This is a genomic window from Hymenobacter koreensis, from assembly GCF_039541855.1.
GTDB classification, from domain to species: Bacteria; Bacteroidota; Bacteroidia; order Cytophagales; family Hymenobacteraceae; genus Solirubrum; species Solirubrum koreensis.
In genome coordinates this window covers 542149-554586 of the sequence record NZ_BAABHA010000001.1, presented here as the reverse complement: position 1 = coordinate 554586, position 12438 = coordinate 542149, and the positions used below count along the sequence as shown (strand labels likewise).

Sequence of the window (12438 nt, the reverse complement as noted above, 5' to 3'; positions counted from 1 at the left end):
CACTTTTTTCACTGCGTATGATGCGTTTCGACTGGTATGTATGCGGTGCGGCCCTGCTGCTGAGCGCCGCCACGGCCCGGGCCCAGTCGGGCGGCTCGGTAGGCATCGGTACCACCACGCCCGACGCCAAAGCCGCGCTGGACATCCGTAGCACCGACAAAGGCCTGCTCGTGCCGCGTCTCACCGAAGCCCAGCGCCTGGCCATGGGCACGGGCCTGCCCGCCGGCCTGCTGGTGTTTCAAACCGACGGCACGCAGCCTGGCTTCTGGTATTTCTTCAACGGGCAGTGGCTGGCGCTGCCCAGCGGCAGCGGCGGCCCGGGCGACAACCTGGGCAACCACACCGCCACCCAAGACCTGAATCTGCAGGGTTTTGCCCTGCGCATGGGCGGGGGCAGCGGCCAGAACCTGCTCATCGGGCAGAGCGCAGGTGCGGCCTTGACCACGGGCACCGAAAACCAGTTTGTGGGCTATTTGAGCGGCCTCCAAACCTCCACCGGCAGCCAGAACCACTTTACGGGCTACATCAGCGGGGGCCTCAACACCTCGGGCCAGCAGAATTACTTCAGCGGCTACCGCACCGGCGCACGCAACACCACCGGCTCCTTCAACACCTTCGTAGGGCACACCAGCGGCTTCAACAACGTGGGCGGGGAGTACAACCTGTTTGCGGGCATCGGCGCAGGATTCAGCAACACCGCCGGCAACAACAACGTGGCCCTGGGCGCCAACGCCGGCGTAAACCTGACCACCGGCACCAACAACACCTTCCTGGGCGCCGGCGCCGGCTTGGGCACCACCACCCAGCGCAACCGGGCCGTGGCTCTGGGCTACAACGCCAAAGTAGACGCCAGCAACGCCTTGGTGCTGGGCGGCACCGGCACCGACGCCGTGCGCGTGGGCATCGGCACCAGCACGCCCCGCGGCCTGCTCGACGTGGACGGCTCCGGCGATATTTACCTAGCCGACGATCCGCAAAACGGCACCCTGCAAAACATCTACTTGCCCGGTCACGTCTTTCTTTCGCCCTACAACAACTCTGGCGTGGCTTTCCTGCAAGCCCGCCGCCCCGACAACTCGGGCACCCTGGCCCTGCAGCTGCGCAGCTGGAACAACGGCCAGCCCGTGGAAGGCCTGCGCATCACCGGCCCCGGCCGGGTGGGCATCGGCCTCACCAATCCGCAGCAGGCCCTGGACGTGGCCGGCCGCACCCAGAGCAGCCAGGGCTTTGTGACGCCCAACGACCAGCGCTACGCTTACGCCACCCCGCGCACGCAGTACCTGGTGGTGTCGCCGTCGGCGTTTAATGGCCCGGGCTGGGTTTCGTTTGCGAATTCTACCGAAAACTCCGGCGCCCTCACCGCCGCATTGCGCTCCGGCGGCGGCGGTCAGGCGCAGGCGCAGGCGCAGGTGCAATTGCCCGACGGCGCCACCGTCACCGGCCTGCAAACCTGGATAACCGACATCGACCCCGACCGTGACGGCTACGTGCAGCTGCTGCGCTACGAAGTGCCCAAGGGCGCAGGAGAGGTCATGGCGGAAACCACCAGAACCACCGGCAGCAACAGCGGCCAGCTGCAGGCGCTGGCCGACAACACCATTGTCAGCCCGGTCATCGACAACCAGCGCTACCAATACGTGCTGAGTTACATAGGTGCGTACGACGCCAACCAGGCCATCAACATGCTGCTTTACAGCACTCGTATTACGTACACCGTGGGCCAGGTGGAGTAACGCACAATGCCAGCAGGAGCGCAGCAGTAAAGCAGCTTGGGTCTAGGGGTCCCGTATACATTCAGCTTCCGCATCGCCCTTCCCGCTGAGTTGCCCGGAGCCGGTTAAACTGTACCACATAGTTAGGAACACCAAGGCCTAGAGTGCCAGCTCATCCAGCCGCTGGTCGGGGGTAAGCCCATAATTGTTTTCACTGCTTAAACCTTAGCAAGGAAGCAGCATCTATGTGAGCAGAAAGTAACCACCCACTTCCTCACATAAACATGAAAACCAGCTCCTTTCTCAAAGCCGTTGCCCTATCCTTCACCTTACTACCGGCTGCTGCGGCCGTAGGCGCCTCGCTGCCCCAAACCTGGAGCGAGGTTGAATTCGAACGCCCCGGCAACGGGCATGGCCGGGGTCACGGCAAAAACCCCGAGTTGCGCGCCTATGTGCAGCAAAACGTACTGCCCGTGGTACGCCAGCAGCGCCAGAAACTGGAAGCCCAACTCAGCGCCGCCGACAAAACCCAACTCGCCGGCTACCGCGCCCAGTTGAAAGCCGTGCGCGAGAAAAAAAAGGCCTTCCACCAAAGCCTGCGCCCGGCTGGCACGCCACAAGGCGAAAAAGGGCAGCGCCCAGAGCTGACCGACGCCCAACAGCAGCAAATGCAGCAGTTCCACTCGGAGCAGCGCGCTATTATGCTGAACGTGGCCCAACTAGCCCAGAAATACGCGGCGCCCATTCAGCAGCTAGCTGCCGAAGTACAGCCCCAGCGCACCCAGTGGGCCGCCGACATGCAGGCCCTGGCGCAGAAAAACGCCACGCCCGAGCAAAAGCAAAAGATGGCCCAGTGGCAGAACAAAGCCGGTAAGCACCGCGGCGGCCACGGCGGTGTGCGTAAGTTTTTTGCTCCCACTCGCTTCCTCTTGATGGACCCGACCGCTCCCATCGAAAGCAAAGCCGCCTCGGCGGACCGCGGCGGCCGCGCTGCCCTTTACCCCAACCCTGCTTTTGGTGCCCAACGCCTGGAGTACGAGGTGAAAAAGGAAGGCAACGTGAAAGTGGAGTTGCTGAACGAGCAAGGCAAAACACTGCGCACTTTGCAGGACGGCAAGCTTAATAAAGGCCCACAGTCACTCGAGGTGAATCTTTCGGACCTGCCCCGCGGCACCTACTACTACAAAATCAGCGGCAAAGACCTGAAAGAAACCCGCCGCTTTGCGAAGGAATAACTCTGGTGGAAGTATGGGCGTTCCGGCTCTCAAATTCCGTTAATCACCCGTGGGGCCGCGGCTTAAAGCTGCGGCCCCACTATTTTTACGGTGGCGGCGTTAAGCTTCCGCTGCAACGCGCTTGCGGCTTTTCTATGTACCGGTAATGTCTGTTTCGTGATTCGTCCCTTACTCGCTGTTTTGCTGGGCGCCGTGTTGTTTGCCGGTTGCTGCGGCGCCGCTCGCTGCGACTACCAGGACGAACGCGCCGACGCGCTTTTTTTCCAGTTTGCCGATACCACCGCCGGTAGCCAAGGCTTCCGGCCCGCCGACATCGACACCATTGTAATTGAGCGGTACGCGCTGCGGGATACTCCGCGCGTGAACAAGCCCGACACGCTGCGGCTGATTCGGACCCGCACCGATGCTTATTCCCCGCTGGTTATTGATAACGCGAGTCCTTTTGGGGCGCAGGTCGGGCGCAAGTTGAGCGACTACCGCTACGTGCTGCTGTTGCCCGGCCGCCGGCGTCCTGCCCGGCGGGTGGAGCGGTTCACCATCACCTCCATCCAATTAGACGGCAAGCTGGAGGCCGACGGTTGCTGCACGTACTACCGCAACACCAGCAAGTCGTTCTTACTCAACGGTCGGCAGGTAGATGCGTACGACCCAACCAACGACGACCAGCGCGTAACGGTGAAGCTGCAGCGGCCGTAGTTTGGGCGAACGGCGACGCACCGGCTGCGTATAGCAACTTGCCGCCGCCGTTTTACCTTGGCGGAGCTCCTTTTCCGCATATGCCCAGCCCTTCCGATTCCCACACGGCACCCGAGCCCGTTGCTTTCTTCTTTCAAACCACGCTCAGCCTCGAGCCCATTATTGCGTGGTGGCAGGCCCGTACCACCGACCCCAACCCGGGCTTAGCGCTATTGGCACGCGGCATTATGCAGGAGGTGGAACGCCAGCCCAGCCTGCGCGGCCCCCTGCTCGATCCGCATACCTTAAAGGAAGACTGCTGCCAGCTCATCGAGTCGCTGATGGTGGCCGTGTTCCCGCCGGCTTCGTTCAACGACGACATCATCGGGGCTATTCCGCCGTTTCAGCGGTACAGCTTCTACCACACGCCCCGGTTTGCGCAGGTCCTGCTCAGCGCCGACCACCGCGTGAAGCAGCCGCTCAACATCGACCAGGCCGACATGGAGCGCCACATGGTGCACATGGTGTATTTCCTCATTCTGGAGAAGCTCTACGGCGTGGACCTACCCGACGCGGGCACCATCATTTTTACCGTTCCCGATTACCACATCGGGCTGTACCGGCACTACTCGGTGGTGTTTAACTCGGCGTTTCTGGATGTGCACGTGGTGGGCGAGCGGCCTGAGCTGACGCACGCGCAAATCGAGCAGCTGGCGCGCAACCCCCACAACATGGCCCTGTGGCGCGAAATGCTGCCGCCTGAAAACTTTGCCCTGGAAGGCTTTAACCTGGTGCATCTTACGGATGTAACCAACCAGGAAATCCTTTCGGAGCTGAAGTACGATTTGCTGGAGCGCGACGTGCTGCAAGCCGCCGACCGTTTGGAGCAAATTCAGGAAAAGCTGCGCGTGCTGTTCGGGCGCCCCGCGCTGCAATTGGGCATAGCGGCGTACGACGACAAGAAAAAGGCTTTCGTGGACTTCGGGCGGCGCATCAACCACTCGTTTCTCATGAAGCAGCTGCAGCGCCAGCACGCCACCTCGGGCTTCCGGCGCATTTACCAGCAGCTGTTGCAGGAGCGCCGCCCCTTGGTGCTCGAAGACGTGGAAACCGCCGACATTCCCAGTGACCTGCGCGAGCAGTTGCTGGGCATCGGCATCCGGTCGGTTATTCTGGCCCTGCTGCCCTACGGCGACGATGCGGTGGGCCTGCTGGAACTCGGCTCGCCCAAAGCCGGCGACCTGACTCAGTTTGACCTCGACAAGGTTACCGCGTTTCAGCCGCTGTTTGCCGTGGCCGTGAAACGCAACGCCGAAGAGCTGCAAACCCGCGTGCAAGCCGTTATCCGAGAGAAGTTTACGGCCATTCACCCCACTCTGGAATGGCGCTTCACCGATGCGGCCCTGAACCTGCTGGAAAAGGTGGACGAAGGCAACAAAAACGCCGAAATCGAGCCCATTGTGTTCCACGATGTGTACCCGCTCTTCGGCTCGGTAGACGTGCGTGGTTCCAGCACGGCCCGAAACGAAGCCATCCAAGGCGACCTGGTTGAACACCTTACGTTGGCCAACCGCGTGCTCAAAAAAGCCACCGAGTTTCAGGCCCTGCCCATTCTCGACGAGCTGAAGTTCTACGTTACCAAAAACCTGCGGCGGCTGAAGCAGGGTATTTTGTCGGGCGACGAGGTGAGTATTTTCGAGTCGCTGAAAAACGAGGTAGAACCGCTGTTTCAGTACATGGCCCAGCACACGCCCGAGCTTCGGCCCGTTATCGGCGAATATTGGAACAGCATCGACCCCGAGCTGGGCATTCTGTACAAGCGCCGCAAAGCCTTCGAGGAAAGCATAACCCGCCTGAACGACGCCGTGAGCGACTTTCTGGACGAGGAAGACCACAAGGCCCAGCAGATGTACCCGCACTACTTTCAGCGCTTTAAAACCGACGGCGTGGAGTACAACGTGTACGTGGGCGCCTCCATGGTGCACGACAAGCCCTTCGACCTCATTTTTCTGAAGAACCTGCGCCTCTGGCAGCTGCTGGTGACCTGCGAAATAACGCGCCTCACGCACCGCCTCAAACCCACGCTGCCGCTGGAACTGGAAACCACCCAGCTGATTCTCATTCACAGCCAGTCGCTGAGCATCCGTTTTCGCGCCGACGAGCGGCAGTTCGACGTGGACGGGGCCTACAACATTCGCTACGAAATCATCAAGAAGCGCATCGACAAAGCCACCGTGCTGGGCACCGGCGAGCGGCTCACCCAGCCCGGCCACATTGCCCTGGTGTACGCCCAGGCCCGCGAAGCCGCCGAGTACCACGAGTACATCGATTACCTCCAGGACCGCCACCTGCTGGAACCCGAGGTGGAAGAGCTGGAGCTGGAAGAATTGCAGGGCGCCAAGGGCCTGCTGGCCCTGCGCGTGAAGGTAAAAATGGACGTTTGAGCCCTAGACCAACTGGTGAGGCATGCCCGGTGATTCTGCTACAAGCAGCTTAAGCCACTGTGAAGCGTCTCGCCATTCTACTTCGTAGAGCTGGGTATAATCCCCCCACCAGTTGTTCTCTAAGCCCAGAAAGTAACAGCCCTCGTCGGCCCCATTGTAGAAGGTCAGCGTGTCGTGCTCGAATACCAGCCGAATGGCGGTAGTGAGCAGGTTGCCGTAGAAACCGGCGCATTCCCCCAGGAAAATCTGCAGTAGCGGCTGGCCCAGCAGCTGGTGCAATGGCGAGTCAATTTCAACGGGCGCAGGCTGGCCGAAATAGTCCGGCTCGGCACGGAGCAGATTGGTACGGCTATCCAGATGCACTTCGATTTGTTCGGCATCGTTGGCAATCAGTACCCGAAGGCCGCTTAGCGCCGGATCAGCAGGCCCGAAATACAGGCCCAGAGGTTGTTCTTCCGACCGCCTAAGTGGTTCAGATCCTTCGTTCTGGCACCAACCGGGATAGTCAATTCGGTAGCATTCGATGACGAGCACAGTCTGACCCTGATTAATGCGAATAACCTACTCCGGATTTTGCCTGGCCTGTTGCAGGCGGTACTTCACCGTTAATCGAACCAGCACCACCCAGCTGATGCCCGCCGCGAAGCCGGCCAGCACATCGGTGGGGTAATGCACGTGTAGGTAAATGCGCGAGAGGCCCACCAGCAGCCCCCACAGCAGCAGCAGCGACGCCCACACCGGGTGGTGCCCGTGCCGCCACAGCTGCCAGGCCAGCATGCCGTACAGCGCCAGCCCAATCATGGCGTGGCCACTGGGGAAGCTCAGGCCCGGCTGATGCAACAGGGCCGTTAGCGGCCGCACGCGCCCAAAACCCATTTTCAGCAGTTGATTCAGCAACGAAGCCCCGATGACGGTGGCCAGCACTTCCACGGCTTCGCGGCGCAGCTTACGCCACCACAGCAAGCCGGGCAGCCCCAGGCCGGCAATAATGAACCACAGCGCCGAGCCGAAAAACGTGAGCCGCAGCACCCAGGGCGTAAGGCCGGGGTAACGGGCCCGCAGCGCATCGAACCAGGCAAATACCTGCGTATCGAATGCCTCGGGACCGTCGAGGAACACCAGCTTGGTGATGATCAGAAACGCCAGGAACGACACGAACAGCGCGCCGCTGATAAGCAGCAGCTCGGCGGTGAGGATTTCGGTGAGGCGCAGCAGAAAGCGGGACAGACGGCTCATAGGGCAGCAAGTAACGCTGACTTTACGGTTTTCGGTAGCACCGGGCGCCTCGCAAATTCGCCAAAAACACGAAAGCCGGCCCTTTCGGAACCGGCTTTCAGTTGTTGTGCGCTCGGAGAGACTCGAACTCTCACACCTTTCGGAACTGCCGCCTGAAGACAGCGCGTCTACCAATTTCGCCACAAGCGCAGCGGAGCGTTTCAGAGCTGCTTTTCCTTACAGAGAAGCGAAACGTGGGACAAAAGTAGTGCATTGGGCCCGTAGGAGTCAAGCCGGGTGCGTAATTTTTTGTTAATACAGCGGTTCGGGGCTGACTATCAAGCCTAAAATTTCAGTTCTCTATGGGCGTGGGCTCTACGGGTACGGTGGTGCGGGTACGGCGCTTGGTGAAAAGCTCCAGGCGCTTGAGGGCCGGCAGGGCAATGAGCAGCCACAACACCCCAGCCGAGAAGCCCGCCAGCACATCGGAGGCGTAATGCACGCGCAAGTACACCCGCGTAAGTCCGATGAGCAGAATAAGCACCACCAGCAGCACCGTGAGTAGCCAGCGCAACGAGCGGTTTTCCACGTGCTCCCACACCAGGTACACCAGCAGGCCGTAAAACGAAGCCGAAATCATGGCGTGGCCGCTGGGAAAGCTCAGGCCCGAGGCCGAGGTTAAGGGCAGCAACGGCCGGGGCCGGTTGTAAAAGTTCTTGAGCAGCAGGTTCAGCGTAATGCTGCCCAAGGCTACCACGGGCACTTTCAGCGAGTACCAGCGGTGCTTGCGGATAAAGAGAAAGTAGGCAATGATGGACAGCGCCGCGCCGCTGATGAAGTTGCGCGAGGCCAGAAACGTCATGAAATCAACCCACTCGCGGTTGTTTTCACCCAGGAACCAGTGCGACCAGGTAAAGGCGGCTTCGTCGAAATCGAGTTGCCCGTCACCCAGCACCTGCCGGCCCAGGGCCAGAAACACCACCACGCCCACGGTGCCCACGAGCAGAATCAGGGCAAATTCGGTGATGAACAGGGCGAAAGCGGCAAGGATGCGGCGGAGGTAAGTGCTCATGCAAGGAAGTGGCGCGGGGCAAGATTTGCCTTCAGCTACGCCAACCGTGGCCCGAAGGATGTGGGGGCCGGGCTTACCTTGCTAGCCGCCGGCCACTGCCGGTTGCGCAAATGGCCGTTCCCAACTTCGACTTTGCAGCCGCTTTTTACGACCCGCTGGCCCGGCTAGTGTTTGGCCGAACACTGCTGCGGGCGCAGCAAGCGGTGCTGCGCCACGGCCTGCCGAACACGGACGCGGGACGCCTGCTTTTCATTGGCGGTGGTACGGGCCAGGTATTGCCCGAGCTGCTAACGCTTCGGCCCATGGTACAGGTAGTGTACGTAGAAGCTTCGGCGGCCATGCTGCGCCGAGCCGAGCAACACCTGCGGCAATCGGCGCCCGAGCAGGTGGCGCGGGTGCAGTTCGTGCACGGTACCGAGGCTGACTTGCCGCCGGATGCGCGCTTTGATGCCATACTGGCCTTTTTTCTGTTCGACTTGTTCACGCCGACTGAGCTAGCAGAACTTCTGCACCGGTTGCAACAGCACGCAACACCTAAAACGCAATGGTTGGTGGCTGATTTCGCACCACCTCAACGGCCGTGGCAGCGGGGTTTGCAGTGGCTTATGTATCAGTTTTTTCGTCGGGCCTCGGGCGTATCGGGTCGAGAGCTGCCGGATATTGCGGGGGCCCTGCAGGAAATTGGGCTAACGCGACGCTGGCGGCAACAGTGGGCCAGCGGGCTGGTAGAAGCAGCGGTGTACTCGGCGGAATAGTAAGCCGCCGCCTCCCGATAACTGCTTGCTGGTTTTCGCGTGTGCGGTGAGGAACGTACTTTCGGCGGCTACTTCTCCCCTGCCATGATTCGTTCTACCGCCGCCCGGCTGCTGCTGGGTTTGAGTTTGCTGACCGCGCCGCTTGCCGCCACGGCCCAGGCACCCGTGCAATACCGCATTGGTTTCCCGAACGCCGTACACCACGAGGCGCAGGTAACAGTAACATTCAGCCAAGTGCCCGCGGGCCAGCCGCTGCAAGTGCGCATGGCCCGTTCTTCGCCCGGACGGTACGCCCTGCACGAGTTTGCCAAGAACGTGTATGATGTAAAGGCCACCGACGGCAGCGGCAAAGCCCTGCGCGTAACGCAGCCCGACCCGTACGGCTGGGACGTAACCCCCGGCCCCGACGGTACCGTGCGCTTCAGCTACACCCTGTACGCCGACCGCACCGATGGTACCTACGCCGGCATCGACGCCCAGCACGCCCACCTGAACATTCCGGCCACGTTTGCCTTTGCTCGCGGGCTGACCAACCGCCCGGTGGAAGTACGCTTCGACATGCCAGCCGGCTGGAAAGTAGCCTCGCAGCTGCAAGCCAGCGGCGACGCGTGGCGCGCGCCGCATTTCCAGTATTTCATGGATTCGCCTACCTCCCTGGGGGCGCACCAAATGCGTACCTGGCAGGAAGACGGCCGCACCATTGAGCTGGCCGTGCTGCACCCCGGCACCGATGCCGAGCTGGACCGCTTCACGGAGCAAACCAAGAAGGTGGTGAAGGAAGCCCGCGCGGTTTTTGGCGAGCTGCCGCAGTTTGATTTCGGGCGCTACACTTTCATTGCCAATTACCTGCCCCAAGCTAGCTCCGATGGCATGGAGCACCGCAACTCCACGTCGCTCACGGCGCCCCGCTCGCTCGGCGGCCCCGGCGCGCTGGACAACCTCGGCACGGTGTCGCACGAGTTTGTGCACGCCTGGAACGTGGAGCGCATTCGCCCGCGCGACCTGGAGCCGTTCGATTTCGAGCGGGCCAACATGAGCAACTCGCTCTGGTTTGCCGAAGGCTTTACGCAGTACTACGGCGACCTGCTGCTGCGCCGTTCCGGAGCCTTTTCCTCGGATCAGCAATACTGTCAGGAGGCACTGAACGGCTTGGTGAATTCCATGATCCTCTCGCCGGGCGCCCAGCGCAATTCGGCGGTGTACATGAGCCAGCAGGCGCCCTTCGTGGACGCGGCCAAGTCCATCGACCCTTCGAACCGGGCCAACACTTATCAATCGTACTACTACGTAGGGGGCGCTAATGCTTTAGCCTTGGACCTGATGCTGCGCAAGAACTTTAAAACCGACCTCGACGCATTCATGCGCGCCGTGTGGCAGCAGCACGGCAAGGCCCAGCAGGATTACGCCCCGGCGCAGCCTTACCGCATTCCCGATCTGCAGCGCATTTTAGGGCAGGTAAGCGGCGACACGGCTTTTGCGGGAGGCTTTTTCCGCAACCACATTTACGGTCACCAGCTGCACCGCTTCGCCGATTTGCTGGCTCCGGCCGGCATGGTAATGCGCGTGGCCAAGCCCAACGAGCCAGCCCTGGGCCAGCGCGGCCAGGTAGCGTTCGACAAAGGCCGCTACTTCATTACCTACAACACCCAGCTCGGCACACCGCTGTACCAAGCCGGCCTCGACCGCGACGACGAGCTGCTGAAGCTGGACGGCAAGCCCTTGAAGGACGAGAAAAGCCTGGCGGCTATTCTCAAAAAGCACAAAGTGGGCGACACCGTCCCCCTGGAATACCGCTCGCGTGGGCAAGTGCGCACCGTGAGCATTCCGCTAACCGCCGACCCTACAGTGGAAATAGTGCCCGCCGAGCAAGCTGGTCAGCAGCCCACGCCCGAGCAGCTGGCATTCCGGGCGGCGTGGCTAAGCAGCAAGGCCAAGTAGAGACGAAACCTGCGGCGCATTTTACCGCTTAGTGAAAAGCCGGGCCCTGAGCTCGGCTTTTCACTTTCTTTAGCTTCGAATTACCTCTATTATGCCCCTCCCCGACCGGCGCATACTGCTCATTTACGCCGTTATTTTCCTCGATGTCGTGGTGGGCTCGGCCATCGGCCCAATCATGCCGGAATACGTGCGGGGGCTGCGGCAACCGCAGCTGTGGTTGTCGTTGGGTACTGGTATTTTCCTGGGCGTGCAGCTGTTTTCGGCCCCGCTGCTGGGCAAACTTTCCGATGGCTACGGCCGCCGGCCCATCTTCATCGTCTCGGCCATTGGTACGTTTCTGGCCAACTGCCTGCTGCTGCCCGTGCGCACCGGCTTGTACTTGGCTAACCGTGCCTCCGATGGCCTCACGAACGGCATGTACACCACCGTGCGCTCGGCCATAACCGACATTTCGCCGCCTGATAAGCTGTTTAAAAATCTGGGCATTGAGGGCGCCATTATCTCCCTGGGCTTTGTGCTGGGCCCCATGTGCTCGGGGCTGCTGCTCACGTTTTACCACATTCCCGAAGGCCACCAAGCCGCGTACGTGGCCGGCTTTGCCGTAGTGCTGGCGGCTGTAAACATTGGCCTGAGCTTGTGGCTGCGCGAAACGCACGCCCAGCGCACTGGCGTAACCGGGCCTGAGCTACGGGCTGCCTTGCTGGAAGCGGTGAATCTGCCTACCCTTTGGCAGCGGCTCCGAATCAAGAACCAAACCCATCCTGGGCTGCTGCGGCTGGTACTTACGCAGGCGTTGTTCACGCTCAGCATCGGCTACTATTTCTACTTCGTACCCTTTGCCAGCCTGAGCGCCTTGCAAATGGATGCCCGCGCCATTTCTTACTTCTTCATGTCGTTCGGCACGGCCAGTATTGCTATTAACTATCTGTTTTACACCTACGTGGCAGACCGCATTAACCAGCGCAAGGCCATTTTCTGGCTGGCGTTGCTGGGCGTGCCGGTGCTGGCGGCTTACGGCTTGGTGGGCAGCTCGCGGGTGGCCGTTTACGTCATCGTCGCCTTCGACTGCCTGACGCTTTCCCTTATTCAAGGCCTGCTGGAAGGGCTGCTGGCCCAGCGCACCACCGATGCCGACCGCGGCGAAATTTTCGGGCTGAACCAAGCGGTGCAGGGCCTGGCCAGCTTTGCAGGCACGTTGGTGTTCGGGGTGCTGTCGGTGGTGGATTTGCGGCTGCCGTGGGCGTGGTTTGCACTGTGCCTAGCCGGGGTAGCATGGTTGGTGGGCCGAGCGGGCAAAGCGGTTTAGCTGCTACGTGGTTTCAGCTAAAGGTTGGGTAGTTTCAATTCATTAAGCCGTTTCGCAGGCGGCATCCTGCTCATCGGTTCATGAAA

10 protein-coding genes and 1 tRNA gene are annotated in these 12438 nt (G+C 61.2%); 7 read left to right on the top strand and 4 right to left on the bottom strand.

The window, feature by feature from the left end; all coding sequences use genetic code 11:
- Window positions 1-17: 17 nt before the first annotated feature.
- The 4 genes from ABD903_RS02500 (at window position 18) to ABD903_RS02485 (ending at window position 6066) form a co-directional block, all read left to right on the top strand.
- Complete coding sequence (locus tag ABD903_RS02500; RefSeq protein WP_345221072.1) at window positions 18-1733, top strand: hypothetical protein; 1716 nt, start codon at window positions 18-20, stop codon at window positions 1731-1733.
- A gap of 263 nt (window positions 1734-1996) precedes the next feature.
- Window positions 1997-2947, top strand: a complete 951-nt coding sequence (locus ABD903_RS02495) for a T9SS type A sorting domain-containing protein (RefSeq protein WP_345221070.1) — start codon at window positions 1997-1999, stop codon at window positions 2945-2947.
- Window positions 2948-3103: 156 nt separating this feature from the next.
- The gene (locus tag ABD903_RS02490; protein WP_345221069.1) at window positions 3104-3643 is read left to right on the top strand and encodes a hypothetical protein; all 540 of its coding nucleotides are present in this window, start codon (window positions 3104-3106) and stop codon (window positions 3641-3643) included.
- 80 nt (window positions 3644-3723) lie between these two features.
- On the top strand, window positions 3724-6066 hold the full coding sequence (locus tag ABD903_RS02485; RefSeq protein ID WP_345221067.1) for a GAF domain-containing protein: 2343 nt from the start codon (window positions 3724-3726) through the stop codon (window positions 6064-6066).
- Between the two features lie 3 nt (window positions 6067-6069).
- On the opposite strand, the gene ABD903_RS02480 is transcribed toward ABD903_RS02485, so the two are convergent.
- The 4 genes from ABD903_RS02480 to ABD903_RS02465 form a co-directional block, all read right to left on the bottom strand.
- Window positions 6070-6600, bottom strand: a complete 531-nt coding sequence (locus ABD903_RS02480) for a hypothetical protein (RefSeq protein ID WP_345221065.1) — start codon at window positions 6598-6600, stop codon at window positions 6070-6072.
- 27 nt (window positions 6601-6627) lie between these two features.
- Window positions 6628-7302, bottom strand: a complete 675-nt coding sequence (locus ABD903_RS02475) for a phosphatase PAP2 family protein (protein WP_345221063.1) — start codon at window positions 7300-7302, stop codon at window positions 6628-6630.
- Between the two features lie 107 nt (window positions 7303-7409).
- Window positions 7410-7491 (bottom strand) — tRNA-Leu (locus ABD903_RS02470).
- A 142-nt stretch (window positions 7492-7633) separates the two neighbouring features.
- Entirely contained in the window at window positions 7634-8353 is a 720-nt protein-coding gene (locus ABD903_RS02465; protein WP_345221061.1) for a phosphatase PAP2 family protein, read from the bottom strand.
- Between the two features lie 110 nt (window positions 8354-8463).
- Between ABD903_RS02465 and ABD903_RS02460 the strand changes: the two genes are divergently transcribed.
- The 3 genes from ABD903_RS02460 (at window position 8464) to ABD903_RS02450 (ending at window position 12352) form a co-directional block, all read left to right on the top strand.
- Complete coding sequence (locus ABD903_RS02460; RefSeq protein ID WP_345221059.1) at window positions 8464-9108, top strand: class I SAM-dependent methyltransferase; 645 nt, start codon at window positions 8464-8466, stop codon at window positions 9106-9108.
- Between the two features lie 84 nt (window positions 9109-9192).
- The gene (locus ABD903_RS02455) at window positions 9193-11046 is read left to right on the top strand and encodes a M61 family metallopeptidase (RefSeq protein ID WP_345221057.1); all 1854 of its coding nucleotides are present in this window, start codon (window positions 9193-9195) and stop codon (window positions 11044-11046) included.
- Between the two features lie 91 nt (window positions 11047-11137).
- Window positions 11138-12352 carry an MFS transporter gene (locus tag ABD903_RS02450; protein ID WP_345221056.1) on the top strand — a complete coding sequence of 405 codons (1215 nt, stop codon included), beginning with the start codon at window positions 11138-11140 and terminating at the stop codon, window positions 12350-12352.
- Window positions 12353-12438 lie beyond the last annotated feature (86 nt).

Bases quoted from the DNA above. Each gene is read 5' to 3' on its own strand.
- ABD903_RS02500 (WP_345221072.1), top strand. From the start codon at position 18: ATGATGCGTTTCGACTGGTATGTATGCGGTGCGGCCCTGCTGCTGAGC.
- ABD903_RS02495 (WP_345221070.1), top strand. From the start codon at position 1,997: ATGAAAACCAGCTCCTTTCTCAAAGCCGTTGCCCTATCCTTCACCTTA.
- ABD903_RS02485 (WP_345221067.1), top strand. From the start codon at position 3,724: ATGCCCAGCCCTTCCGATTCCCACACGGCACCCGAGCCCGTTGCTTTC.
- ABD903_RS02475 (WP_345221063.1), bottom strand. From the start codon at position 7,302: ATGAGCCGTCTGTCCCGCTTTCTGCTGCGCCTCACCGAAATCCTCACC.
- ABD903_RS02465 (WP_345221061.1), bottom strand. From the start codon at position 8,353: ATGAGCACTTACCTCCGCCGCATCCTTGCCGCTTTCGCCCTGTTCATC.
- ABD903_RS02460 (WP_345221059.1), top strand. From the start codon at position 8,464: ATGGCCGTTCCCAACTTCGACTTTGCAGCCGCTTTTTACGACCCGCTG.
- ABD903_RS02455 (WP_345221057.1), top strand. From the start codon at position 9,193: ATGATTCGTTCTACCGCCGCCCGGCTGCTGCTGGGTTTGAGTTTGCTG.
- ABD903_RS02450 (WP_345221056.1), top strand. From the start codon at position 11,138: ATGCCCCTCCCCGACCGGCGCATACTGCTCATTTACGCCGTTATTTTC.